Origin of the sequence: Pantoea sp. UBA5923 (genome assembly GCF_002431095.1) — a bacterium.
Classification (GTDB): domain Bacteria; phylum Pseudomonadota; class Gammaproteobacteria; order Enterobacterales; family Enterobacteriaceae; genus Pantoea; species Pantoea piersonii.
The window spans coordinates 60,260-84,441 of the sequence record NZ_DJDN01000033.1; the positions used below are offsets into that span (position 1 = coordinate 60,260).

General features: G+C 59.2%; 23 protein-coding genes. 6 read left to right on the forward strand and 17 right to left on the reverse strand.

Translation table 11 applies throughout. The annotated features are described in order from the left end of the window. Positions 1-27: 27 nt before the first annotated feature. From B3797_RS08660 to B3797_RS08685, 6 genes are read right to left on the reverse strand one after another with little or no spacing between them, the layout of a single operon-like run. Positions 28-939, reverse strand: a complete 912-nt coding sequence (locus B3797_RS08660; protein WP_311784333.1) for an EamA family transporter — start codon at positions 937-939, stop codon at positions 28-30. Between the two features lie 16 nt (positions 940-955). Next, positions 956-1,456: a YbaK/EbsC family protein gene (locus tag B3797_RS08665; RefSeq protein WP_311784334.1), complete on the reverse strand. Its 501-nt coding sequence runs from the start codon at positions 1,454-1,456 to the stop codon at positions 956-958. Between the two features lie 36 nt (positions 1,457-1,492). After that, a complete protein-coding gene (locus tag B3797_RS08670; RefSeq protein ID WP_311790875.1) occupies positions 1,493-2,293 on the reverse strand; it encodes a 2OG-Fe(II) oxygenase in 801 nt (266 codons plus the stop codon). A 5-nt stretch (positions 2,294-2,298) separates the two neighbouring features. Beyond that, the gene (locus B3797_RS08675) at positions 2,299-2,997 is read right to left on the reverse strand and encodes a class II glutamine amidotransferase (protein ID WP_311784383.1); all 699 of its coding nucleotides are present in this window, start codon (positions 2,995-2,997) and stop codon (positions 2,299-2,301) included. Further along, positions 2,994-4,271: an ATP-grasp domain-containing protein gene (locus B3797_RS08680; RefSeq protein ID WP_311790876.1), complete on the reverse strand. Its 1,278-nt coding sequence runs from the start codon at positions 4,269-4,271 to the stop codon at positions 2,994-2,996. Before B3797_RS08680 ends, B3797_RS08675 begins: the two co-directional genes overlap by 4 nt. A gap of 18 nt (positions 4,272-4,289) precedes the next feature. Next, positions 4,290-5,756, reverse strand: a complete 1,467-nt coding sequence (locus B3797_RS08685; protein WP_311790877.1) for a hypothetical protein — start codon at positions 5,754-5,756, stop codon at positions 4,290-4,292. Between the two features lie 237 nt (positions 5,757-5,993). Between B3797_RS08685 and B3797_RS08690 the strand changes: the two genes are divergently transcribed. Then, entirely contained in the window at positions 5,994-7,448 is a 1,455-nt protein-coding gene (locus tag B3797_RS08690) for a PLP-dependent aminotransferase family protein (protein ID WP_311790878.1), read from the forward strand. A 36-nt stretch (positions 7,449-7,484) separates the two neighbouring features. On the opposite strand, the gene B3797_RS08695 is transcribed toward B3797_RS08690, so the two are convergent. The 9 genes from B3797_RS08695 to B3797_RS08735 all read right to left on the reverse strand — a co-directional run bounded on the left by B3797_RS08695 (position 7,485) and on the right by B3797_RS08735 (position 16,605). Next, positions 7,485-8,738 (reverse strand): valine--pyruvate transaminase, encoded by a 1,254-nt coding sequence (locus B3797_RS08695; protein WP_311784339.1) that lies wholly within the window; start codon positions 8,736-8,738, stop codon positions 7,485-7,487. 77 nt (positions 8,739-8,815) lie between these two features. Continuing rightward, positions 8,816-9,787, reverse strand: coding sequence for a glyoxylate/hydroxypyruvate reductase GhrB (ghrB, locus tag B3797_RS08700; protein WP_311790879.1), 972 nt, complete (start codon positions 9,785-9,787; stop codon positions 8,816-8,818). A gap of 72 nt (positions 9,788-9,859) precedes the next feature. Then, positions 9,860-11,140: an MFS transporter gene (locus tag B3797_RS08705; protein ID WP_311790880.1), complete on the reverse strand. Its 1,281-nt coding sequence runs from the start codon at positions 11,138-11,140 to the stop codon at positions 9,860-9,862. A gap of 36 nt (positions 11,141-11,176) precedes the next feature. Then, positions 11,177-12,130, reverse strand: coding sequence for a sugar kinase (locus B3797_RS08710; RefSeq protein WP_311790881.1), 954 nt, complete (start codon positions 12,128-12,130; stop codon positions 11,177-11,179). A gap of 9 nt (positions 12,131-12,139) precedes the next feature. After that, positions 12,140-12,892 (reverse strand): sugar phosphate isomerase/epimerase, encoded by a 753-nt coding sequence (locus B3797_RS08715; protein WP_311790882.1) that lies wholly within the window; start codon positions 12,890-12,892, stop codon positions 12,140-12,142. 138 nt (positions 12,893-13,030) lie between these two features. Further along, positions 13,031-14,056: a LacI family DNA-binding transcriptional regulator gene (locus tag B3797_RS08720; protein WP_311790883.1), complete on the reverse strand. Its 1,026-nt coding sequence runs from the start codon at positions 14,054-14,056 to the stop codon at positions 13,031-13,033. A gap of 67 nt (positions 14,057-14,123) precedes the next feature. Further along, a complete protein-coding gene (locus B3797_RS08725) occupies positions 14,124-15,110 on the reverse strand; it encodes a LacI family DNA-binding transcriptional regulator (RefSeq protein ID WP_311784345.1) in 987 nt (328 codons plus the stop codon). Positions 15,111-15,272: 162 nt separating this feature from the next. Then, a complete protein-coding gene (locus B3797_RS08730; protein ID WP_120457766.1) occupies positions 15,273-15,935 on the reverse strand; it encodes an OmpA family lipoprotein in 663 nt (220 codons plus the stop codon). Between the two features lie 109 nt (positions 15,936-16,044). Further along, positions 16,045-16,605 (reverse strand): DNA-3-methyladenine glycosylase I, encoded by a 561-nt coding sequence (locus B3797_RS08735; RefSeq protein WP_311790884.1) that lies wholly within the window; start codon positions 16,603-16,605, stop codon positions 16,045-16,047. 137 nt (positions 16,606-16,742) lie between these two features. Between B3797_RS08735 and B3797_RS08740 the strand changes: the two genes are divergently transcribed. The 5 genes from B3797_RS08740 to B3797_RS08760 all read left to right on the forward strand — a co-directional run bounded on the left by B3797_RS08740 (position 16,743) and on the right by B3797_RS08760 (position 20,852). Further along, positions 16,743-17,432, forward strand: coding sequence for an autotransporter (locus B3797_RS08740; RefSeq protein ID WP_311790885.1), 690 nt, complete (start codon positions 16,743-16,745; stop codon positions 17,430-17,432). A 77-nt stretch (positions 17,433-17,509) separates the two neighbouring features. Beyond that, a complete protein-coding gene (locus tag B3797_RS08745; RefSeq protein ID WP_311790886.1) occupies positions 17,510-18,187 on the forward strand; it encodes a hypothetical protein in 678 nt (225 codons plus the stop codon). Positions 18,188-18,290: 103 nt separating this feature from the next. Continuing rightward, complete coding sequence (dnaT, locus tag B3797_RS08750) at positions 18,291-18,827, forward strand: primosomal protein DnaT (RefSeq protein WP_311790887.1); 537 nt, start codon at positions 18,291-18,293, stop codon at positions 18,825-18,827. Next, the gene (gene dnaC, locus B3797_RS08755; RefSeq protein WP_120457773.1) at positions 18,827-19,567 is read left to right on the forward strand and encodes a DNA replication protein DnaC; all 741 of its coding nucleotides are present in this window, start codon (positions 18,827-18,829) and stop codon (positions 19,565-19,567) included. The genes dnaT and dnaC overlap by 1 nt, the downstream gene beginning before the upstream one ends. Positions 19,568-19,775: 208 nt before the next feature. After that, positions 19,776-20,852 carry an ROK family protein gene (locus B3797_RS08760; RefSeq protein WP_311790888.1) on the forward strand — a complete coding sequence of 359 codons (1,077 nt, stop codon included), beginning with the start codon at positions 19,776-19,778 and terminating at the stop codon, positions 20,850-20,852. A gap of 157 nt (positions 20,853-21,009) precedes the next feature. Here B3797_RS08760 and B3797_RS08765 read toward each other — a convergent pair whose 3' ends face one another. Further along, on the reverse strand, positions 21,010-22,626 hold the full coding sequence (locus tag B3797_RS08765; RefSeq protein WP_126690127.1) for a malate:quinone oxidoreductase: 1,617 nt from the start codon (positions 22,624-22,626) through the stop codon (positions 21,010-21,012). Positions 22,627-22,993: 367 nt separating this feature from the next. After that, on the reverse strand, positions 22,994-24,172 hold the full coding sequence (gene xylR / locus B3797_RS08770; protein ID WP_311784352.1) for a D-xylose utilization transcriptional activator XylR: 1,179 nt from the start codon (positions 24,170-24,172) through the stop codon (positions 22,994-22,996). Positions 24,173-24,182 lie beyond the last annotated feature (10 nt).

Genomic DNA, 24,182 nt, shown 5'->3' on the forward strand with positions numbered 1-24,182 from the left:
TCTGTGTGACAAAAACCATGCACGCCATTACGGATGGGTGCGCATCGCCAGGCGCTGGCTTACCAGACCGCCAAAGACGTTGACCAGCAAGCCGAAGATAATCACCGCCGCGCCCAGCATCTGCTGCGCCGAAAGCCGTTCGTCCAGCACCAGCGCGGCGCTGAGGATACCCACTACCGGCACCAGCAGCGACAGCGGCGCTACGCGCCAGGTTTCATAGCGGCTAAGCAGGTTGCCCCAGATGGCGTAGCCGACGATGGTGGCGATAAAGGCGAGATAGATCAGCGCCAGTACGGTTTGCAGCGAGATGTGCGTCAGGCTGAAGAGAATGGCGCTTTCGCCTTCGAAGTACCATGAACAGGCGAAAAAGGGCAGCACCGGCACCAGCGCGCTCCAGACCACCAGCGACATCACCGGCACCTTGCGGTTGCGCAGAATGATCTTATTGGTGATATTACCCAGCCCCCACGACAGGGCCGCCGCCAGCGTCAGCATCATGGTCGTCAGCGTAATGCCCGCGGCCGACTGTCCCTCCATGCCCGCCGTCGCCAGCATAAACATCCCCAGCGTCGCGATCAGCACGCCTGCGATATGGTTCCAGCGCAGTTTTTCTGCCAGCAGCAGCGCGCCCAGCAAAAGCGTGAAAAACGCCTGCGCCTGCAGCACCAGCGAGGCGAGCCCGGCAGGCATGCCGAGCTTGATGGCAAGAAACAGAAAAGCGAACTGACCAAAGCTGATGGTCATACCGTAAACCACCAGCCAGCGCAGCGGAATAGCGGGGCGAGAAACAAAAAAGATCGCCGGAAACGCCACCAGGGTAAAGCGCAAACCCGCCAGCAAAAAAGGCGGCATGCCTTGTAAGCCGAGCTTGATCACCACAAAATTGACGCCCCACGCCACCACGACACAGAGCGCCAGCAACATATCTTTGGCTGACATAACCTTTCCTCTGCCGTCAGGCGCTAACCGCTACCGGCGTGGCGATATCGGCATAGCAGGCGTCGCCCACAATACGGTGATAGTCGTCTGCATTAAGGGCGATCGATTTTTCCAGCGCGCCGGCGTTAAACCACAACGTGCCGACGTCGCGCAGACGCGTATCGACGCGCAGCGCCAGCCGGTCATCAAAACTAAACGGCGGCACCGCGCCCATTACGCATTCGGTCAGCGACTGCGCCATCTCAGGCGCAGCGAAGCTCGACTTTTTACCGCCGATGGCGCGCGCCGCGCTTTTGAAATTGATTTTGCAGTCGCCCGGCACGATCGCCAGCAGGAAGCGCGATCCGCCCCCTTCCGGCATTGCGACTTCCAGCACCATCGCCTTCGCCGCCTGGTTAAGCGCATTGCCGCGCAGCGCGCTGATGGTGTCGGTCTGGCCGATCGCCTCATGCTCCACTACGCGATAATCCGCCTTATGCCGATCCAGCAGTTCGGTAATTTTTGAAAAGGTCGTCATCTGTTCTCCTCGTTTTGCAAGGCTGCGCGTCGGGCGTCAGCTCCACGCAATCGCGTGTTTCATTTTTTTATCGGTCAGGCCAAAAAAGAAGCCCATGGTTATGCGGGTATCGCCCTCGACGCGATCGATCTCATGGTAAAAGGCGGGATTAAACAGGTAGATATCACCGCTGCGCGGCGAGAATTCGCAGGTTTCGCTCTGCGCCACCACGCCGCTCTGGTAGCCCAGCTCGCCTGGCGTTTTGAAACGCTCATCTTCAGGCGCCCACTTTTTATTGAAAATGCGCAGCTCGCCGCCCGCGTTGCACTCCTGCAGGCAGACCACGCAGCTGAGCTGGTGCAGGATCTGCGTCACCGCCAGACCGGTATCGGCAGCGTCGCGCACGATATTGTCGTTGTGCAGCGGATTGGCGACGCCGTTGGCGTGGAAGCGCACAATCGATCCGGCGTAGTCGCCCAGCTCCGGCTCCTTGGCGGTTTTCAGGCTTTCCAGCTTCAGCGCGTGGCGCACCCACTCATAGATTTGCAGGCGCAGCGCGGCGAGAGAGGGCGGCAGCGCAGGCTCGATGTCGCGCCATTCAGTAAAATAGTTTTCCGGTGCGGCCGTATGTTTCGCCAGATAAGGGCCAAGCGTAGTCAACGCGCCGTTGGGATAGTGTGAAACGCGGATCTTCTCGCGGCAGCGCTGCAAATCTGTTACCACCTCCCGACGATCCTCATCGGTCAGGAAATTGCGTAGCACCAGCAGCGGCACGCGCGCCGTGACAATATCGTCCAGCCAGGTTCGCTCCACATACATGCTGGGATTGATGACGCGTATCTGATTAAAAATGGCCATGATGTTTACTCCCCCAAAGGAATTTCGCGTAGTTCATGGTTAGCCATGCGTCGCCAGCTGGCGGCGTCGCCCAGAGTTGGAACAGGTTCAGATGAAATATAGGTGCAGCGCTCATGCTGCAGTGTGTGCAGCGTAAAATAGTGCGGATAGGGTGTATCCTCCGGATGCCACTGCCACGCCCATGCGCGTTCACGCGTGACGAAAATCGCATTGCCCGCGCTGCCGCCCGGCTCGACCTGCGCCAGCTTGTCGCGCAGGTAGTCGCGCGTGAAGTCGGCGGGGGTAATGCGGTCCACCAGATATTCCAGATATTCCGCGGAGTCGAAGCGGGACGCCGCCATGCCGAGGCGAGCGTAAACCTTAGGCATAAAGCCGTTATGCATCATGTACCAGCGCGTGCCTGCGCTGTCGCGCAGCAGCGGATGGGAAAACTCCAGCCCCTGATTTGTACTCAGCGTGGCGTGGCGCACATGCACCGCCAGAAAACGCCCCCTGATACGATCGACATCAATATCGGGCAGCGCGTCGGCAAAAGGGCCGCTGCCGCGCAGCGTACGGATCTCGCCCTCTTCCAGCCATAAACATCCCCAGCCGTTAGGGTGCTCTTTAATTGGGCCGTCATGACAGGCGGTTTCTCCGCAGCTCATGGCGCGTGCCGCATCCAGTACCTGCGCCGCGTTGAATTCGCCCTGCGCCAGAATCATTCTGCACACAATAAATTTCCTTCTGAGAGTAAAGATGTCGCGCTGACCAGGTTGTTAAAGACGGCAAGAATATCGTCGCGACCCTCGGCAGCCAGGCGCAGCGTGCCGAGAATGCCCGCATGGCGCGTTAAATCGGCATAGAGCGACGAGCGCCGCGAGACCTGCAGGCCGGGAAAGGTCAGCGGCGGCAGCAGCGCGCCCTGCTGATGTTCCGCAATCCAGCTTTCCGCCTGACGGAGCTGGGCAGGCTGGCGCAGGCGCAGCTGGCCAACGGCGCGCGGCGGCGCGGTGAAGCGCAGCGCGGGCATCTCGCCGCCTGCTTCAAGCCGAAACGCGATCTCTACCCAGTTGATGCCGGTCGCTTCTTCCACCAGATTCACAACGCCCATGCCGGAAAGGCGAAAACCCATTTCAAGAAAATGCGGCACGCCATCCACTACGATGAAATCGATATGAAAGGCGCCGAGTCGATAGTTAAAGGTTTCACAGCAGAGCGTCATCAGGCTGGCGAACGCCGGCGGCAGCGGCTCGGCGGCGACGGCGACGTGGCCGGATTCGTAAAAACTGATCCCGCCCTGCGCGTCGCGATGCTGCTCAATCACTTTCTGGCAGCAGGTCAGCGCGTGCGGCTGCCCCTCATGCACCACGCCCTGCAGCGAATATTCATCGCCGTCCAGCCAGCTCTCGACGATAAACCCGCTAAAGCTGCGGCCGCCGTAGTTCATCGTCTCTTCCAGATTCTGCACGATGCCAGCAAGCCGCTCAGGCGACTCCACCAGCCAGATCCCCAGCCCGCCGCCGCTGTCCACCGGCTTGATAACGCAGGGATAGATCAGGGCCTGGTGGGCGTCGAGAATACTGAGCGGCGAGGCGAAAAAACGAAACTCCGGCTGGGGAAAGCGCGGCCAGGCTTTTTTCAGCGCCATCCGCTGGGCATATTTATCCAGCGGGATAAAGGTGCGCGGCGCATCAGGCCCGGCCAGAATTTCCCGCACCCGACCGGCGCTGGCGTTATAAGCCTCAAACCCGGCCAGCACCACGCGCGGATGCTCCATCAGACCGGCGTGCAGACAGGCCTGCAACACCTCCCAGGCATTTTCCGGCCGATCGAGGCGAAGGATTAGATCAAACGGCAGCGTCAGGCTGAGCGACTGGTAGTCGATAAAGTCGCTCATCTCCGCCAGTACGGTAAAGTAGCCGTCGCGCTTCGCCACTTCGCAGTAGGGATTCTGGCCGTCGCGCGTGGCGCCTATTTGCAGGAAGACCTTTCTCATCGCTTCGCCTTACCGGGATCAGCGCCCGGAAATCACTTCGGTCACGGTATCCTGCAGGACGCCGTGGTTAACCTGAATTACCGCCTTGTGCGGGTCGAAACGCAGAACGCGCGACAGCGGATCGGCGCTTTTGCCCTCCAGCAGCGAACTCACCTGGCTGCTGCGCCAGCAGTGGCGCATCTGGGTGAGATCCAGGCCAGAGAGCTGGCTTAGCTGCTGCGCCAGCGCCGCGTCGTCGCGCTCGCCGGAGAGCAGCTGGCGAATCGCCGCTTCATCCAGCGCGATCTGCTGCTGCGTCAGCCAGCTGCGCAGCTGGTTGCCCTGGGCGATAAAGGGGGAGTAGATCATGCAAATCAGCTGGGTCTCATCGAGGCCGAACGCCTCAGCGGCGAAGCGCGCCGCGCGCTGGCGCTGCTGTTCGATAGCCTCGTCGTCCTGATAGCGCGCCGCCATCTCGGCGATCAGCGGCTGCGGAAAATCTTTCTGCACCATCAGCCCCAGCGCAAAGCGCACATATTCGCGGATGCCTTCAGCGTAGCTGCGCTGCAGCAGCGTTTCTGCGCGCAGGCCGCGAATATGCGCCATCAGCGTCGGGTTGCCGCAGTCCGATTCGGAAAAGCTGAACATCAGCGCGTCGAAGCGGAAGCGCATAAAGTCATTGAGCAACGCCCAGTGCGCGCCAGCTTCGTAAGCGGTGTCCTGATAGATATTGAAGAACAGCGGGTTGCGCGTCAGCTGATGCATGATGCGGCGCGCGGGCGTAACGCCCTCTTCGCCGTGAATGGCGGCCGAGTAGCGATCTGCCACGCCGTCGAGCGTCTGCAGAAAGCCGCGAAATCCCTGATCTTTTTCCGCCGTCGGCGCGTTAAACAAGCGAGAAAGGTGGCGCGCCCAGGCGACATAGGCGGTCTGCTCCTGCGGCGAGTCGCCGGTGATAATCATATCCACGCCGCCGTTATAGTGCGCCGCCAGGCCGAACGAGTTCACCATGCTGAGGTTGCAGGCGTTGCAGAAGGTCGAGCGCGCGTCGGCGCGAAAGCGGTGGCCGTTCATCAGCACATCGCTGCGGTTTTGCTGGCGCACCGACTCAGGCAGGGGAAGATGACGTTCAAAAGGGCGGATCTGCTGGCCGTCGACGATCAGGCTCTCTACGAAGGCGTCATGGTGAATAGCCAGCGCGTGGTAAACGCGGTCGATATTCTCCATCACGCTGTCGCTCATGGCGGCGTGGCGGTTAGTGCTGATGCGCAGGCGGAAGGTGTCGCCGCGCTGCTGCCAGATTAACCCCTGAATATAACGCACATAGGCCACCATATAGCTGCTGTCTTTACCGCCGCCGTAGGCGAGCAGAATGCGGTTGCGCGAGAGATGCTCGCTATCAGGCAGCGCGGCAAGCAGGCGATGAGAGCACCGTTTAGCGGAATCGATGATTGCGGGCGTCAGATAGCCTTCAATTTCTCTCATCATGGTGGACAGATTATTCATTTCTCGCGTTTTCCTTTGGCTGATAAACTCGGTTAACTGCATGTAACCCGGTGATTTCATGTAAAACAGGCCATTAAGCGGTGTAGCAATGAATGCCTGAACTGAGACGGTCGTCAGGGAACCTGGCGCAGAGAACGGAACGGTTTTGCGTCATAAATAATTAAGAGATGCAGCCTAAAGTACTTTGAATGTACTCTCTTGAATACGCACAGATCAGTACGATATGGGGTGGAACAGATGCCCGGTGAAACGGACGAGCAGGAGAGTCAGAGCAGTCGTTACCGCCAGATAGCCGAGCAGATCAAGCAGGCTATTCGCAGCGGCTCGCTGCTGCCCGACAGCCGGTTGCCCTCGGTGCGCACCCTGGCTACGCAGTACAGCGTCAGCCTGACGACCGCGCTAAAAACGTTACGCACGCTGGAGGATGAGCGCTTTGCGGTGGCGAAGCCGAAGTCGGGCTTTTTCGTCGCGGCGCGCCTGACGCATAAAGAGGCGCAGCCAACGCAGTTAGCGCAGCCGCGCCTGGTCGCGCCGCTGGATGAGCAGACGGAGATGCATCTGGCGATCCTCGGCTCGGAGTGCCGCGTCCGTCTCGATCTGGCAAACGGCGACAGCTCGCTCTATCCGGTAAAAAAAATCGGGCTGCTGATGCGCCAGATGGGATACAGCAAACCGGCGCTGCTGGGCACCACGGTTAAAGGCACTGGCTACCTGCCGCTGAAGCATGAGATCGCGCGCCGCGCGGTGGAGTACGGCTGTAATATCAGCGCTGACGATATTCTGATCACCAACGGCTGCATTGAGGCGGTATCGCTGTCGCTGCGGGCTACGCTCAAGCCTGGCGACGTAGTGGCGGTGGAATCGCCCTGCTACTTCGTGCTGCTACAGATGCTGCATAATCTCAACCTGCGCGTCATCGAAGTAGAGGCCGGGCCAGAAGGTTATGTCGACGTCGAAAAGCTTACCGCGCTGTTTCGTCGTAAAGCGGTGCAGGCATTTCTCACCATCAGCAACGTCAACAATCCGCTCGGCAAATCGATTCCCAACGAGCAGAAAGCCTATATAGCCCGTCAGGCCGATGAGAATGACGTGGTTATCGTTGAAGATGATATTTTCGGCGACACCGCCTTCGGCGAACGGCGGCCCTTTCCGATGCGCGCGTTTAGCCCCAACGCCATCCTGTGCAGCGGCTTTTCTAAAACCATCGCGCCCGGCATCCGCATCGGCTGGGTGCACAGCGTCAACTACATGCGCAAAATCGCTTCGCTGAAATATACCTCGACCATGGGCACCTCGACGCTGTCGCAGGCGGCGATTGCCGAACTGCTGCGCAGCGGCGGCTATGACGCCCATCTGCGCAAGCTGCGGCGCGAGCTGGCCGGGCAAATCCAGAAGATGCGGCAGTCGCTGCTGAGCGAATTCCCTGCGGGCACGCGCGTCTCAGAACCAGAAGGGGGCTATGTGTTGTGGGTAGAGATGCCGCATCGGGCGCTGAACGTGCGCGCGCTGTTTCTCAAGGCGCGTAACGCTGGCATTGGCATTGCGCCAGGCCATATTTTCGCTACCGATCACCGCTACGACCACTGCTTCCGGCTTAACGCCGGGTTTGGCTGGAATAAAGAGGTCGAGCAGGCGATCCGCCAGCTGGCGCAGTGGTGTCGGGAGTCGCTGGTGGAAAAGGAAGAGGAGTAAGCTCCGGTCAGGCCGGAGCTTATTCAGGGCAGCCGATTACAGCTGCTCCGCAAACGCCTTTTCTACCTCTTCCGCCAGAATCTGCACCGCGCGCTCGATGTTCTCGGCGTCCGGCACATAGTTCATGCGCATGCACTGGTGCGTGTGCGGCCACGCCTGCTCCAGGCCGGGGAAGAAAAAGTGGCCCGGCACCATTAATACGCCGCGCGCCTTCAGCCGCTGGTAGAGCGCCTCGGTGCTGATCGGCAGATCGCGGAACCAGAGCCAGAGAAAAATCGCGCCTTCCGGTTTATGGATCAGGCAGCGTTCTTCCGACAGATAGCGGCGAAGAATCGCGATCGTCTGCGTCACTTTCGCCTGATAGAAGGGTTTAATCACCTCTTCCGACAGCCGCAGCAGGTCGCCGCGCTGGATCATCTCGGCGGCGATAGCGGGGCCGATGCTGCCGGGCGCCAGGCTGATAATGCCGTTCATATTGCTGATGGCGCTGATAGTCTTTTCGTCAGCGACGATAATGCCGCAGCGCGCGCCGGGCAGACCGAGCTTCGACAGGCTCATGCAGAGAATAATATTGGGATTCCACAGCGGGCGCGCTTCGCTGAAGATAATACCGGGGAAAGGCACGCCGTAGGCGTTGTCGATCAGCAGCGGCACATCATGCTGCTGCGCCAGCGCGTCAAGCTGCATCAGCTCGTCGTCGGTCACCACGTTGCCGGTCGGATTGGTGGGGCGCGACACGCAGATCAGGCCGATGTCGTCATGCATCGGCAGATGTTCAAAATCGACGTGATATTTAAACTGTCCTTCCGGCAGCAGCTCAATATTGGGTTTCGCGGAAACGAACAACCCTTCATCCAGGCCGGCATCGGCGTAACCCAGATATTCAGGCGCCAGCGGAAAGAGCACGCGCTTTTTGCTGCCGTCGGCGCGGCGACCGGCGAACAGATTAAACAGATAGAAAAAGGCGCTCTGGCTGCCGTTGGTCAGGGCGATATTCTGCGCGGTTACCGGCCAGCCTAGTTCGCTGCTGAGCAGCGTCGCCAGCGCATTCAGCAGCGTGGCTTTGCCGCGCGGGCCGTCATAGTTGCAGAGCGCTTCGCTCAGCTTGCCCTCGTCATGCATCTGCTGCAGCAGCTGCTGAAAATAGGCGTTCATCGCCGGGATCTGCGCCGGATTGCCACCGCCGAGCATAATGGTGCCGGGCGTGCGCAGGCCTGCGCCCATATCTTCCATCAGACGTGAGATGCCGGTGTGCTGGGTAAACTTGTCGCCGAACTGAGAAAAAGCCATATAGAAGTTAAAAACGTGTGACGAATGGGAAAACAACGATAACGCCCGCCAGCGGCGGGCGCAATGGAAAGGGCGGATTACTTAAGCACGTCAGGATTGACGCAGTTCTTTTCCACCTTGCCGGTCAGCGCGGCAATCAGGTTATCTACCGCATCCTGCGCCATACCGTAGCGCGTTTCATGGGTGGCGGAGCCGATGTGCGGCAGCGTTACCACGTTAGGCAGAGAGAAGAGCGGTGATGAGGTCAACGGCTCTTTCTCGAATACGTCCAGACCCGCCGCGTGGATCGTGCCCTCTTTCAGCGCGGCGATCAGCGCCTCTTCGTCCACCACCGGCCCGCGTCCGGCGTTGATCAGGATGGCGCTCGGCTTCATCAGCTTAAGCTGCGCCGCGCTGATCATATGGTGCGTCTGCTCGGTCAGCGGCAGGCTGATGCAGACAAAATCGCTCTCTTTCAGCAGCGTCTCCAGATCGTAGCGCTGCGCGCTGAAGCGAGACTGCGCCTCTTCATGTTCGCGACGCGCGTTATAAAGCACTTTCATGCCGAAGCCAAAGTGCGCGCGCTGCGCCAGCGCCATACCGATGCGGCCCATGCCGAGAATGCCGAGGGTTTTATGATGCACGTCGACGCCGAATCTGTCCGGCCCGATGCTTTTGTCCCACTGGCCCGCTTTTACCCACGCGTCCAGTTCGGTCACGCGGCGTGCGCTGCTCAGCACCAGCGCCATCATGGTGTCAGCTACCGTTTCGGTCAGCACCGTCGGCGTATGCATCAGCAGCACATGGCGTTGATTGAGCGCGTCAACGTCGAAGTTGTCATAACCCACCGATACGGTTGAGCAGGCGCGCAGCTTCGGCATTTTCGCCAGCAGTTCGCCGTCAACCTTGCCGCCAGAGCCGATCAGCCCTTCGGCCTGCGCCAGCGCGTCAGCGTGCTGCTGCTGGCTCTCTGGCGACAGATCGCGGATTTCGGTTACGCTGAAGTGGGCATCGAGCCGGTCGCGCAGGTCGTCCGGCAGGCTTTTATACAGAATCACGGATGGTTTCATCGTTCGCTCCCTGTAAAACGTGTGACGGGCGACACACAGGTCGCCCGGAGAAGAGGGTCAGCGCTTACGCTTTCAGGCGTGTTTCGCACCGTGCAGCGGCGGCGTTTTGTTTTCGGCCGGCTTGACGATCAACGTCAGCCACACCGATACCAGCAGCGCCGCGCCCATAAAGATATAGGAGGCCGCCGGACTGCCCGTCGCTCCATTAAGATAGCCGACAATCCAGGAACCGACGAACGACCCCAGCGCACCCATGCTGTTGATCAACGCCATCGCGCCGCCGGAGACGTTGCGCGGCAGCATTTCCGGGATGATGGCGAAAAAAGGTCCGTAAGGGGCATACATGGCGCCGCCTGCAATCACCAGCAGCGTGTAGGAGAGCCAGAAATTGCCGCTGCCCACCAGGTATGATCCCAGGAAGGCGAGCGCGCCGATCAGCAGCAGCGGCCAGACGAAGAGCTTGCGGTTCTGCATTTTGTCCGACGCCCAGGAAACCACGATCATCGCAATGGTCGCCGCCAGATAAGGTACGGCTGACAGCCAGCCCGCTTCCACCATGCCCATCTGCGTGCCGTTACGCAGAATTGACGGCAGCCACAGCACGAAGCCGTAGACGCCGATGCTCCAGGCGAAATATTGCATGCAGAGCAGAATAACGTTGCGGTTGCGGAAGGCCTCGCCGTAGTTGCGTACCGCCTTGATATTCTCCTGCTCTTTTTTCAGCTGGGCAGCCAGCGCGGCTTTCTCTTCATCGCTCATCCAGCGCGACTGCTCCGGCTTATCCTGCACCATAAACCACCAGGCGACAGCCCAGATTACGGCCGGGATCCCTTCGAAGATAAACATCTCGCGCCAGCCAAACGCGTTGATCAGGTAGCCGGACACCACCGACATCCAGAGCACCGTGACCGGGTTGCCAAGGATCAGGAAGGTATTCGCGCGCGAGCGTTCTGATTTGGTGAACCAGTTACTGATATAAATCAGCATGGCGGGCATAACCGCCGCTTCCACCACGCCGAGCGCGAAGCGGATCGCCGCCAGCATGGGGATATTGCTCACTATGCCGGTCAGTGAAGCGCAGACGCCCCACAGCACCAGGCACCAGAAAATCAGTTTTTTCACGCTGCGGCGTTCGGCATAGACCGCGCCGGGGATCTGGAAGAAGAAGTAGCCGAGAAAGAAGAGCGCGCCCAGCAGCGAGGACATGCCTTTGGTAATGCCCAGGTCGTCGTTGATGCCGGCGGCAGAGGCGAAGCTAAAGTTTGCGCGATCCAGGTACGCCAGACTGTAGGTGATAAACACGATGGGCATGATATACCACCAGCGTTTCGGCGCGATTGTCTGCGTTTTCATGGTGTTCTCCTCTGATATTGCGGTTCCGGATGCAGGCTAGTAATCGCCTAACTCGCTGCGTGTCGGCAGCCCTTCGCTGTCGCCGATCACCTGAATCGCCAGCGAACCAATTCTGTTGCCGCGCTTAATCGCCTGCGGCAGCGTTTTACCTTCCAGCAGCGCGCTGATCACGCCGACGGCGAAGCCGTCACCCGCGCCAACGGTGTCCACCACGTTATCAACGCGGATCGCCTCGACCTGACCCTGCTCGCCCTGCGCGGTTTTATACCAGGCACCATCGCATCCGGTTTTAATCACCACCGCTTTCACCCCTTTATCCAGGTAGAAATCGGCGATGGCTTCCGGCTGACGATAACCGGTCAGGATATAGCCCTCTTTTTCGCCCGGCAGCACCCAGTCGGCGTATTCCGCCAGATGGTTAAGCTGCTGACGCATCTCCTCTTCGCTGCGCCACAGTACCGGCCGCAAATTGGGATCGAAAGAGATGGTTTTGCCGCGCGCGCGCATCTCTTTCGCGCTGTGCTTCAGCAGCGCCAGTGAGCTGTCGGAGAGCGCCGCGGCGACGCCGCTCAGATGCAGATGGCGCGCGGCGCCGAAGTAGTCGCTGTTAAAATCGTCAACGGAAAGATGGCTGGCGGCGGAGCCTTTACGAAAATACTCCACCAGCGGATCGGAGCCGTCGTCGACTTTGGATTTCAGCTGAAAACCGGTGGGATAGCGCGCGTCTTTCGTGACCTGACGGTGGTCAACGCCTTCGCCCTCCAGCACCTGGCAAATAAAGCGGCCGAAGCTGTCGTCGCCGACGCGGCTTACCCAGCCGACTTTCAGACCGAGACGCGCCAGCCCGACGGCGACATTAAGCTCTGCGCCTGCTGCGCGCTTGATAAAGGTTTCGGCGGCGGCGAGATCGCCGGTTTCACGAGCCACGAACATCGCCATCGCTTCGCCAATAGTAACGACGTCCAGCGTGCCGTAATTCAGGGTAGTCATCTTCTCTCCTTACCGAGTGCGCAGCAGGGATACATAGTGGCGAGTTACCGCCAGCAGATCCTCGCCTTCCAGCGGGAATTCGATGCCGCGCGGCGCGTCGTCCGGCAGCTGTTGCAGCAGCTGACGCCAGTCATCTTTTTTCGCCTCGTCCAGCGCTACCGTGCGATAGCTGTCGCCATGCGGTTCAGCGGCTTTGACGTGAATATAGCGCACAAAACGACCAAGCTGCGCCGCCGCGTCCTGCGCGTTCTCCTGCGTCCAGAGCCAGTTGCCCATATCGAAGGTCATCACCACCGGCAGATTCTCCCGCTCCGCCGCCTGGAAAAAATGCAGCGTAGGCGCGAGCTTGCCGTTGGTGGTTTGATCGTTTTCTACCGCCAGTTCAATGGGGTAGCGCTCGCTGAGCGCGCGCAGATCCGCGCCGTACAGTTCGCCGTTAAATCCGCCCAGCGCCAGCTTGAGGCGCTGCGCATTCAGCTGCTGAGCTTCTTTAAGGTAGTTCTCCAGCTGGGGATTTAACGCGCCGTCGTCACAAAACAGCGTGTCGGGTACCGAGTAGCTGGCGCGCAGCTGATGTTGCTGAATAGCATGGGCCAGCGCGGGCAGGTTCGCGAGCGCAGCGGCATCGAAGAGTTCGCGGCGGATTTCTACGCCGTCGGCGCCTGCCTGCTGGATCAGCGGCAGCAGCGCTTGCTGACCGCCCAGCGCGGCGACCTGTTGTTGTCCGTAAGCTGCGGTCACCACAACAATTTCAGCGTTCATCGTCACTCCTCAAAAGCGCATTAAGCAAAATTCACAGAGAAAACGTTAATTGGAACCGGTTCCAAAGCAAAGGAGCAGAGGCTGAAACTATGATCGTGCTCACGAAGCGAGCACGAGAATGGAGGAAAGAGGGGAGGATCAGGGAAGCGGCTGGCTGGAGCCGCGCACCACCAGCTCGCCGGAAAAAACCTGCTCTCCGGCAGGCCCGGCGTTGCCTTCGATGCGGGAGATGAGTCGCTCCAGCGCCGCATAGCCGATTTGCCAGGTAGGCTGCCTGAGCGTAGTAATGCCGACGCCCGCCAGCGCGGCCCACTCCAGCTCGTCGAAGCCGAGCAGCCCGATATTTTCACCCCAGCGCAGGCCGACGCGCTGCATGGAGCGCGCAACCTGCAGCGTCATCGCGCCGTTCGCCACCATCACCGCCGCGCGTTTTCCGCGCTGACGCTGCGCGTAGTCGAGCAGCAGCGCATCCAGCGCCGCGGGCTGATGCTGCGGCACCTCCGCGTTTTCATGCGCAATCTGCGGCCAGGCGGCGAGCCGCTGGCGGAAAGCCTGCAGGCGTTCGCGACGCGTGTTGACGCTGCCCAGCGGCTCGCTCAAAAACAGCAGCGCCTCATAGCCGTTGTCGAGCAGATGCTGCGTGGCGATCTCCGCGGCTTCGGCGTTATTCAGGCCGACCACATCGCAGGCGAAGTCAGGTATTTTTCGGTCGATCAGCACCATTGGCAGCAGCGACTGCTGCAGGCGGCTCAGCGCCTCTTCGCGCATGCCGACGGCATTCACCACCACGCCCTCAACCTGATAGCTGCTCAGCAGCTGAAGATAGTGCTGCTCCAGGTCCACTTCATTGTTGGTGTTGCACATCAGCAGCGTAAAGCCGCGTTCGCGGCAGGCGGCTTCAATACCGCACATGACGTCGACCGAATAGGGATTGGTGATATCCGCGATAATCAGTCCGATCAGACGCGTGCGGCCGCGCTTCAGCCCGCGCGCCATCTGGCTGGGACGGTAGTCAAGCTCGGCTATCGCCTGTTCGATACGGGCTTTTAAATCAGCGGAAAGAAGATGCTGCTCGCCATTGAGATAGCGAGAGACGCTGGTTTTACCGGTTCGCGCGCTGCGAGCAACATCGCTGATGGTGGCGCGAGGCGGTCTGTTCTTCATGTCGATACCTGTAAAAAGAGAAACAGGCAGAGACTAGCACAGCCGCTGGCCGTCGCAAAAAGGGCGATCAGCGCGCCGCGCTGTCCAGCCAGGGCTGACGCAACAGCTGTAGCTGTTCCAGCGGCGCGCCGTTCAGCATCTGCACTACCATATCAGCGAGCTGCTCGCCGGTTTCGCGCTCTGAAGCCTGGCGAATAGCGACGACCGGCGCCTCGACGATCGCTTCACGCGGCAAGCCCTCCCAGGCGTACAGGCGAACCGCCTGAGGGCCGTCAAGCCGGTTCGCCTGCTGCATCGCCAGCGCCGCACCTTCCGCCAGCGCGCTGCTGTCGGCGATAATCGCCTGAAGCGGCTTCTCCTGCGCCAGCCAGGCGGCGCTCTGCAGATAGCCGGCGCGACGCGACGGCGGCACCGCCACCATATCAACAGGCGCGACGGCGCCCATGGCGTCGAGAAAACCCTGACGGCGGTCGCGGACAAAGGTTGTCGCCTCATCGCTGCCCAGCCAGGCGATACGCGTCAGTCCCTGCTGCAGACAGGCTTCCACCGCCAGGCGCGAGCCGAGGTGATTATCGACATCAAGCCAGGCGTAGGGCTGCGGCAGGTCGCTGCGGCCGAGCGCCAGAAAGCGAAAGTTTTTTTGCTGCAGGCTCAGCAGGCGTTCATCCTGCGGAAGAGTATGAGTGACGATTAGCGCATCCAGCACCCGGCTGCGCAGCAGTCGGGTCAGGGTGCGCGGCCCGTCCTGAGGCTTATCGACCAGCAGCAGCAGATCGATCTCCAGTTGCGCAAGGCGCTGATCGAGCGTCAGCAGCATTTCGCTGAAACGGCAGTCGCTGATGGGTGACGTACTGACGGGAAAAACTAAACCCACCGCATTAGCGCGGCCCGTTTTCAGACGGCGTGCGGCGGCATTGGGACGGTAGCCGCGACGCTGTGCTTCTGCTTCGACACGTTTGCGGGTCTCCTCTGCCACATCCTCATAGCCGTTTAATGCCCGGCTAACCGTGGTGACGGACAACCCTAATTCGCTGGCGATGGCCTTTAGTGACATGCTGGACGACTCGCTGAACACGTTTATTTTCACGCTAACATAAAGTCTGTTTTGGCACTACAGAATGCACGCCAACTGGCCGCTTTTGTCGAAATAAGCGCGTAAAAATGCCAGAAAAATAACAGAGAGAGAAGAAGCGCCCCGTTGCGGGGCGCTTTCGCATCAGCCCGTGGGGCTGAGGGTGATTTCCACGCGGCGGTTTTGCGCTTTGCCTGCCTCGGTGCTGTTGGTAGCGACCGGGTTATCAGGCCCCAGGCCCTGCGTGCGCAGACGGCCCGCCGCAACGCCCTGCGTAATCAGCGCGCTGGCGACGCTCTCTGCACGCTGCTGTGAGAGACGCATATTCAGCGCGCGCGAGCCGGTGCTGTCGGTGTAGCCCACCACGTTTACCGCGGTTTTTGGATACTCTTTTAGTACCATAGCGACGCCGGTCAGGGTATTGGCGCCCGCCGCTTTCAGGCTGCTGCTGCTGGAGTCGAAAGTGACGTTATTGGGCATATTCAGCACAATGTTGTCGCCCTGGCGCGTCACGCTGACGCCGGTGCCGCGCATTTTTTCACGCAGCTTGGCTTCCTGCACATCCATGTAGTAGCCGATGCCGCCGCCCAGCGCCGCGCCGGACGCTGCGCCAATCAGCGCGCCTTTGCCGCGATCTTTTTTCGATGAGGAGAGAACGCCGACGCCGGCGCCCATTAACGCGCCGATTCCCGCGCCGATACCGGATTTACCGGCCTGTGATTCGTTGGTGTATGGATTAACGGTACAACCTGACAGCGCAAGGCTGCCGCTCAGTAACAGGCAAAGCGTAAGTGATTTTTTATACATGCTCATTCCCTAAATCAAATAAAGACATGACGTCTTTTAAGCGGCGAGATTATGCCGCTTATAATCAGAGAAAGGGTGAGGGAAACTCTTATTTTGCTGAGGTTAAGCGTTAAAGGTTGTCAGGATGGCAAAAACAGTCTGTCTGATGATCGCTAATCAGCCCGCAGGCCTGCATAAAGGAATAGCAAATTGTCGGGCCGACGAATTTAAAACCACGCTGCTTTAACGCCTTCGACAGCGCTATGGCATGCTCTGTCGTCGTGGGCGCTTCTTTATAATGCGCGAAGTGATGAACAATCTGCTGGTTATCGACAAATCGCCACACGAAACGCGCAAAATCCTCTCCTTTCGCCTCCATTGCCAGATAAGCGCGCGCGTTAGTGATAATGGCGGCGAGTTTGCCGCGATGGCGTATCAGCCCGCTGTCTGTCATCAGGCGCGCCAGATCCGCTTCGTCCATCAAGGCCACCGCCTCTGGATCGAAAGTGTGAAAAGCACGACGATAGTTTTCGCGTTTTTTCAGTACGGTAATCCAGGAGAGGCCCGCCTGCTGACCCTCCAGACAGAGCATCTCAAACAGCGCCTGCTTATCGGTTTGTGCAATGCCCCACTCCCGATCGTGGTAGGCCAGGTAAAGCGGGTCCTGAGTGACCCAGCCGCATCGTTGCATATTCAGTATCCTGAGAGAGAAAATTTTATGACGACGCTTGATCTTACGTTCAGCCGGTTAATAGTTATACAACAGGCGCGATAAAACGGCCCCTTAATAGCGCCGAGTGTTCTCTTCAGCATCGTCTGGAGCTTTTCATGTTGCAGAAAAGTCAGTGTGCCAGCCAGCGCCTTGTGGCGTTGGGGCTGAGTAGTGCGTTGCTTTTTTGTTCTGCAACGCCTCTGTTTGCGTGGAGCAGCGAGACGTTGTCATCAACGGATGACGGCGCGCGCACGCGTCCCGATTACAACACTATCCTTGCTGAAAAGATTTCCCGAAATCACCTGATTGTCGGCAACGACGCCGATATGAATTTCCTGGACGCGGCGCTGAACCCGGCTCAGGGCCCGTTCACGCTGCGCGTCGAGCCTGTGCCGACCGGCAAGCGCTACAGCGCTGGCTGGGATATGCCGCTCGGCGCTTCGCTGACCACCGGACCGGTGGCGCAGTATGCGACAGCGGTCGCGCCGCTCAGCTGCCCGCAGTGCGATTTTAGCCGCGACGCCGTAGCAACGCTGGGCTGGCGCGTTGACTCCCGGCTGGGCTGGATCGCGCCCTACGCGCAGCTTAGCTATAGCTATCAGCCGGGCGAGGGCTTTCCAGGCGAGGCGCGCGATCGGCTGCCGGATGACGCGGCCCCGCGCGAAGAGAGCCGGCTGGACGTCAGCGTCGGCGCCAATATACCAATAAATCATCAGGTTGCAGCGTTCGCGGCTTTTTCGCAAAGCAGCGCGCTTAACAATGGCGATCAGTTGATTTACAGCCTCGGCCTCAGCGCCAGCTTTTAGCTCAGGGGCATAAAATGAGAAAGGGCGAGCAGTCAGCGCCATATAATAAGCGCGCTAATCAAAAAAGTGGTGATAAAATGCGCGAAAAACTCTCAATACTTGGCCGTGAATGCGCGGCTTTTTTATTTGCAACACTCTTCATTGTGATGATGATGTCGGCTATCTATATCGATGTTAACTGGATGAACAATGCCATGCACGAGACTTCACTGACGGAGACGCTACAGGAGTTTATGCTCGCCTCCATCGCGGTGATGTTCTTCTGGTCGGCGCACCGGCGTCCCGGCCTGCGCGGCGCGCTTATCCTGGTCGGCGGCTTCTACAGCTGTATGTTGATCCGCGAGCTGGACTTTGTGTTCGATATGGTTAAACACGGCAGCTGGATATGGTTCGCGCTGGCGACCACTGCCGCCTGTCTGGCGCTGGCGCTGCGTTCGCCGCGCGGCACGCTGGACGGGCTGGTCGCCTTCATAACGAATCGTTGCTGGCTGATGACCGTCAGCGGCATGCTGGTCGTACTGGTGTTCTCCCGCCTGTTCGGCATGCATCAGCTCTGGCAGCACCTGATGCTGGATGGCTATAACCGCGTGGTAAAAAACATCGCGGAAGAGGGCACCGAGCTGCTGGGCTACAGCCTCTGCTGGCTCGCTTCTGTACGCTATCTGTGGCAAACGCGTCCGGCGCGCATCAGGGTTGCGGCTGCTGAGCCGCTACAGACGCCGCTTTCCGTCGGGACTGCTTCATCCTCCTCGTAAGCTACGCCTTTTTTGGCGATCCAGGACGCTAAAAAAGGTACAATAGAGACTTGTGCGCCGGTGCTCTGCCGGCGCAACGTGCAGGTCAACGTCAGGTTTCATCATGTCAGTCAAAATTCTTACTTCTACGCTTATTGGCCTGGATGCCTTTCGTCAGGATCCGCGCCAGGCGCTGCAGCAGGCGGAAAACGGCACGCTGGCGGTGCTGGATAATTACGTTCCGGCATTTTACGCCGTGACGCCCGAGCGGCTGGCGCATCTGCTGGCGCTGGAGACGGCGGCGCAGCAGCCCAGCGATGTGACGCTGGATGACAGTTTATATGACGACCTGCCAGCCGCCTTGCCGACGCCGGTCGGCAAGTTCGCCATGTATTCAGGCTGGCAGCCCGACGCCGATTTTCAGCGGCAGGCCGCTATCTGGGGCGTGGCGCTGAGCGAGCCGGTAACGCCTGCCGAGCTGGCCGCCTTTGTCGCCTACTGGCAGGCGGAAGGTCGCCTGTTCCACCATGTGCAGTGGCAGCAGAAGCTGGCGCGCAGCGTGCAGATGAACCGCGCTGCCAGCGGCGGCCAGCCAAAACGCGACATGACGCAAATCAGCAATACTGATTACAACATTCCCGATGGGTTCCGAGGTGAGTAATGAAAACGCCGACCGATCTGTTCAGCCGTTTGAAAAAGATGATGCCCGCCAACGTACAGCCGAAGTTCACCAGCGGTGAAGAGCTGCTGGCCTGGAACCAGGAGCAGGGCCGCCTGCGTTCGGAATCAATCGTGCGTGAAAACCGCGCGATGAAAATGCAGCGCGTAATGGGGCGATCCGGCATTCGCGAGCTGCATATGAACTGCTCCTTCGATAACTATCGCGTCGAGAACGAAGGCCAGCGCAGAGCGCTGACGATGGCGCGTCAGTATGCGGACGATTTTGAGGGCAGCATCGCCAGCTTCGTTTTTTCTGGCCGTCCGGGCACCGGTAAAAACCACCTGGCGGCGGCTATCGGTAACGATCTGATCCTGCGTGGCAAAAGCGTGCTGATCGTCACCGTCGCAGACCTGATGTCCAGCATGAAAGGAACCTTTAGCGGCGGCAGCGACATTACCGAAGAGCGGCTGTTGCAGGATCTCAGCACCGTCGATCTGCTGGTGATTGACGAGATCGGCATGCAGAGCGAATCGCGCTACGAAAAGGTGATTATCAACCAGATCGTCGATCGCCGCTCCTCCTCGAAACGCCCGACCGGTATGCTCTCTAACCTCGATCCCGCAGGCATGAATACCCTGCTGGGCGAACGCGTAATGGACCGCATGCGTCTCGGCAACAGCATGTGGGTGCGCTTCGACTGGGAAAGTTACCGCAGCCGCGTGCGCGGCGACGAGTATTAATCTTCTCTTCTCTGTAGAAAACCGGGCGCGACCCGGTTTTTTTACGCCTTTCGCATTGTGCTGCGACTTGTGTGAAACAGCGCGCAAAAGTGCCGGATAAGGCGCGACACGGGCTGTTACACTGAAAGATACGTTGCCTGTCAGATGAGCGCTAAAAAATATGAGTAAAGGCCCTGCACTACTCAGACTTAACAATCAGAAGCGCGTGATGACGCAGCTCCGCCGGTTGCGCGTTACCTCGCGTCAGGATTTAGCCCATATATTGTCGCTCAGCAAAAATACGGTTTCGCTGATCGTGGATGAACTGCTGGAAAAGTCGCTGCTTCGGGAGATAGGGCCGATCAGCGTGGCCGCCGCCGGAAGGCCGAAGATAGAGATCGCTCTCTGTCCGGAAAAGTTGAAAAGCGCAGGCGTCATGGTGGAGCGCAACGCGATTTACTGGCGCGTCTGCGACTATTTTTCGCAGGTGATGGTGGAGCAGACGCGCCGTGTTGATACCACGAACCCGAAAAAGCTGCTGGATGAGGTAGCCAACCTGTGCGCCGAACTGGCGGAGAAGCATCCGCAGCTGCTGGGCATCGGGCTGGGCTTTCCCGGCATCGTCGATCCAGAGCGCGGCTGGATGCATCTTTCAACCCAGCTCGGCTGGCAGGATGTCGATCTGCTGACGCCGGTCAGACAAAAGGTGGGTTTGCCGCTGCGCGTGATGAATAACGTCAAGGCGTCGGCGCTGCTGGCGGTTCAGCAGCTTGGGCTAAGAACGGAAAACAGCCACTTCTATTTGCGTATTGCCGAAGGGACAGGCGGCGCGCTGGTGCAGCAGGGCGAGGTAGTGACCGGCCACAGCTGGACCGCGGGCGAGGCGGGGCATCTTAACGTGCAGCCGGACGGCCCGCGCTGTCGCTGCGGACGTCAGGGATGCGTCGAGACGCTGATTAGCAAGCCGGCGATAGAACAGCAGCTGGCGCAGCGCCGCCCTGGTTTAAGCTGGCAGACGCGCCATGAGGCACCAAAGGTCGTGGATGAGGTGATGCAGCAGGCGGGCAGCTTCCTCGCCAGGGCGATTGGCCAAATTATTTTGCTGCTGAACCCGGCCAGCGTCATTATCGATGCGCCCTGGAATACGCACACGCTGTTTTGCGAAACGGTGCGCAAGCGTATCGAATCCAGTACGCCCGCTTTTACCTTCCAGAATACGGCGCTGCATTTTTTGCAGACGCGTCTCGATCCGGCTGTAGGGCTGTCGCTGGCGGTGATAGAGCAGTATGAACAGAGGCTGGACTAGAGGGCGGGAGAGGCTGACTGAAAATCCGGATGCGGGAGCGATCGCAACGTTACACCGGGCTTCCTTGCCCGCTCGTCCCGCGACTTTTCTGTCGCGGGACGCTTTGCTCTGCGCTCCCCGTCACCCGGGTATCGGCTTTGTCAGCCGTTTGCTACGGTTACTGCGCGGCGGCTACCGGCGTCGCTGCCGGGGCACTGTTCGCCGCTGGCGTCATCGGCGTGTAGTCGAGCTGCAGTACGCGGCTGGTTTCCGACAGCTCTTTCTCTGTCGCCGCCACGTTGCCGTTCAGCTTCTGACCGTAAGAAGGGATGATCTCCTTCAGCTTGCTCTGCCAGGCGTCAGACGCCACTTTGTCTTTAAAGACTTTTTCCATCAGCGTCAGCATGATAGGCGCAGCGGTTGACGCGCCCGGCGAAGCGCCCAGCAGCGCGGCGATAGAGCCATCTTTCGATGCGACCACTTCAGTGCCGAGACGCAGCACGCCGCCTTTCTCCGCATCTTTCTTGATGATCTGCACGCGCTGGCCTGCAATCGCCAGACGCCAGTCCTCTTTCTTCGCCTCAGGGAAGTATTCTTTCAGCGCCGCGAAGCGATCGTCGTCCGACAGCATCAGCTGGCCAATCAGGTATTTCACCAGATCGAAGTTATCCAGGCCGACATGCACCATTGGCATGAAGTTGGAGGTAGTGGTTGCGCTGAACATATCCCACAGCGACCCATTTTTCAGGTACTTGGTGGAGAAGGTCGCGAAAGGTCCAAACAGCAGCACGCGCTTGCCGTCGAGCATACGGGTATCAAGGTGCGGCACCGACATCGGCGGCGCGCCAACGGAGGCCTTACCGTACACTTTCGCCAGGTGACGCTGCACCACGGCCGGGTTATCGGTGACGAGGAACTCGCCGCCCACTGGGAAGCCAGCATAGTTATCCGCTTCCGGAATGCCTGACTTCTGCAGCAGCGGCAGCGCCGCGCCGCCTGCGCCGATAAACACGAACTTCGCGTGCACCACATGCTCGGCGTTGTTGTTGTGCAGATCGGCGATGGTCACGTTCCAGCCGCCATTATCGGCGCGCTTGATATCGCGCACTTCGTGGCCGGTCTCCAGCGAGAAGCGATCGCTTTTCTGCAGCGAAGCCACCAGCTGGCGCGTAATTTCGCCAAAATTCACGTCGGTGCCGATAGGAATACGCGTTGCCGCGACTTTCTGCTTAGGATCGCGGCCTTCCATTACCAGCGGGATCCACTTCTCAATCTGCGCGTGGTCTTCTGAATATTCCATGCCGCGGAACAGCGTGCTTTTCTGCAGCGCTTCATAACGCTTATGCAGGAAGTTGACGTTATCGTCTCCCCATACAAAGCTCATATGTGGCGTGCTGTTAATAAAGCTTTTCGGGTTGGTCAATACGCCGCGATTTACCTGGTAAGTCCAGAACTGGCGGGAAATCTGAAAAGATTCATTAATTTCGACAGCTTTGCTGATATCAATGCTGCCGTCATCTTTTTCCGGGGTGTAGTTCATTTCCGCCAGCGCGGAGTGGCCGGTGCCTGCGTTATTCCAGCCGTTGGAGCTCTCTTCAGCGACTTTATCGAGACGCTCAACCATCTCAATATTCCACTGCGGCTCCAGTTCCTGCAAATAGGTTCCCAGTGTGGCACTCATTACGCCGCCGCCAATCAGCATGACGTCGACATTTTTCTGCTCGTCGGCCCAGGCCGCGTGTTGCGCGACCAGCAGCGGCGCGCAGAGAGCCAGAAGTTGTACAATTTTACGCATGAAAAACTTCTCCAACGGCTATCTGTCGATAACCGGCAAGTGACACCGCGCGCCTTCTGCGGAAGCGCTGCGATCTCCATTCAAATTTCAACTCACATCCAGCACGAGCGGTAGTGTGTTAAGTTACAGTTAAAAGCGCGGCGGAATATAACATTCGCAACACATGTTTTAAAAAGAATTACAAATATTGTAACTATTGTAACTTTTGAAAGCGGGAAAAACAGGAGAGGCAAACGAGCTTATTTAACAGGCAGGGCAAGAGAGGAAAAAACAATATTAACCGCAAGGCTAAACCGCCCGGCTGCAATAAATAGCGGTTTATTTTTTGTCAGCGCGCGGCTTAGCCTTGATAAAATCAGCGGCCATTTTACATCACGCTTTCACCATGATGCTGCCGATACTCCTTCGGCGTGGTGGCATAGCTTTTTTTAAATACCGAATAGAAATATTGCAGCGATGGGTAGCCGCACATCTGAGAAATTTCATTGATGTTCAGAGAGGAGGAGGCCAGCAGCTCGCGCGCTTTTTCCAGCTTCTCGCGGTGGATCATGGCGTGAATAGTATCGCCGGTTTCATCGCGGAAGCGTTTCTCCAGGTTAGAACGCGACAGGCCGATGGCGTCCAGCACCTGCTCCACCTTGATGCCTTTACAGGCGTTGAAGCGAATATAGTGCATGGCCTGAATCACGGCCGGATCGCGCAGCGAGCGGAAGTCGGTGGAGCGGCGGGCGATCACTTTAATTGGCGGCACCAGAATGCGCTGGAGCGGCAGCGGCTGCTTGTCCAGCAGGCGATGCAGCAGTTTGGCGGCCTGATAGCCCATCTGCCGCGTGCCCTGCGCCACCGACGAGAGCGCCACGCGCGACAGATAGCGCGTCAGCTCTTCGTTGTCGATGCCAATCACGCTTAGCTTCTCTGGCACCGGGATTTTAAGATATTCGCAGGCCTGCAGCAGATGGCGCGCGCGCGCGTCGGTGACGGCGATAATGCCTGTCTGCTGCGGCAGGGTTTGCAGCCAGTCGGCCAGCCGGTTCTGCGCGTGCTGCCAGTTTTCCGGCGCGGTATTCATGCCCTGATAAACCACGCCCTGATAGCGCTCGCGCTGTACCAGCTGACGAAACGCGTGTTCGCGCTCCTGCGCCCAGCGCTTGCCGCTGGAGGCGGGCAGCCCATAAAAGGCGAAGCGGTTGATGCCCTTCTCTTTAAGGTGAAGAAAGGCGCTCTCTACCAGCGCCGCGTTGTCGGTGGCGATATAGTGCACCGGCGGATAATCCTGCTGGCGATGGTAAGAGCCGCCGACGCCGACAATCGGCACCTCGACGTTCGCCAGCAGCTGTTCGATGGAGCTGTCGTCATAGTCGGCGATTACGCCATCGCCCAGCCATTCCCGGATATTGTCGATGCGGCAGCGAAAATCCTCTTCGATAAAAATATCCCAGTCGGTCTGCGACGCCTGTAAATATTCGCCGACCCCCTCCACCACCTGACGGTCGTAGACTTTATTGGCATTGAACAGCAACGTAATGCGATAACGTTTTTCATGCATAGTGGCGCGC

Coding starts and splice junctions, on each gene's coding strand:
- B3797_RS08735 (WP_311790884.1), bottom strand. CDS start 16,605: ATGCAACGATGCGGCTGGGTCACTCAGGACCCGCTTTACCTGGCCTAC.
- B3797_RS08715 (WP_311790882.1), bottom strand. CDS start 12,892: ATGAACGCTGAAATTGTTGTGGTGACCGCAGCTTACGGACAACAACAG.
- B3797_RS08705 (WP_311790880.1), bottom strand. CDS start 11,140: ATGAAAACGCAGACAATCGCGCCGAAACGCTGGTGGTATATCATGCCC.
- B3797_RS08665 (WP_311784334.1), bottom strand. CDS start 1,456: ATGACGACCTTTTCAAAAATTACCGAACTGCTGGATCGGCATAAGGCG.
- B3797_RS08695 (WP_311784339.1), bottom strand. CDS start 8,738: ATGGCTTTTTCTCAGTTCGGCGACAAGTTTACCCAGCACACCGGCATC.
- B3797_RS08730 (WP_120457766.1), bottom strand. CDS start 15,935: ATGTATAAAAAATCACTTACGCTTTGCCTGTTACTGAGCGGCAGCCTT.
- B3797_RS08720 (WP_311790883.1), bottom strand. CDS start 14,056: ATGAAGAACAGACCGCCTCGCGCCACCATCAGCGATGTTGCTCGCAGC.
- B3797_RS08670 (WP_311790875.1), bottom strand. CDS start 2,293: ATGGCCATTTTTAATCAGATACGCGTCATCAATCCCAGCATGTATGTG.
- dnaT (WP_311790887.1), top strand. CDS start 18,291: ATGTCAGTCAAAATTCTTACTTCTACGCTTATTGGCCTGGATGCCTTT.
- B3797_RS08690 (WP_311790878.1), top strand. CDS start 5,994: ATGCCCGGTGAAACGGACGAGCAGGAGAGTCAGAGCAGTCGTTACCGC.
- dnaC (WP_120457773.1), top strand. CDS start 18,827: ATGAAAACGCCGACCGATCTGTTCAGCCGTTTGAAAAAGATGATGCCC.
- B3797_RS08685 (WP_311790877.1), bottom strand. CDS start 5,756: ATGAATAATCTGTCCACCATGATGAGAGAAATTGAAGGCTATCTGACG.
- B3797_RS08675 (WP_311784383.1), bottom strand. CDS start 2,997: ATGATTCTGGCGCAGGGCGAATTCAACGCGGCGCAGGTACTGGATGCG.
- B3797_RS08765 (WP_126690127.1), bottom strand. CDS start 22,626: ATGCGTAAAATTGTACAACTTCTGGCTCTCTGCGCGCCGCTGCTGGTC.
- ghrB (WP_311790879.1), bottom strand. CDS start 9,787: ATGAAACCATCCGTGATTCTGTATAAAAGCCTGCCGGACGACCTGCGC.
- B3797_RS08710 (WP_311790881.1), bottom strand. CDS start 12,130: ATGACTACCCTGAATTACGGCACGCTGGACGTCGTTACTATTGGCGAA.
- B3797_RS08745 (WP_311790886.1), top strand. CDS start 17,510: ATGCGCGAAAAACTCTCAATACTTGGCCGTGAATGCGCGGCTTTTTTA.
- B3797_RS08680 (WP_311790876.1), bottom strand. CDS start 4,271: ATGAGAAAGGTCTTCCTGCAAATAGGCGCCACGCGCGACGGCCAGAAT.
- B3797_RS08740 (WP_311790885.1), top strand. CDS start 16,743: ATGTTGCAGAAAAGTCAGTGTGCCAGCCAGCGCCTTGTGGCGTTGGGG.
- xylR (WP_311784352.1), bottom strand. CDS start 24,172: ATGCATGAAAAACGTTATCGCATTACGTTGCTGTTCAATGCCAATAAA.
- B3797_RS08760 (WP_311790888.1), top strand. CDS start 19,776: ATGACGCAGCTCCGCCGGTTGCGCGTTACCTCGCGTCAGGATTTAGCC.
- B3797_RS08660 (WP_311784333.1), bottom strand. CDS start 939: ATGTCAGCCAAAGATATGTTGCTGGCGCTCTGTGTCGTGGTGGCGTGG.
- B3797_RS08725 (WP_311784345.1), bottom strand. CDS start 15,110: ATGTCACTAAAGGCCATCGCCAGCGAATTAGGGTTGTCCGTCACCACG.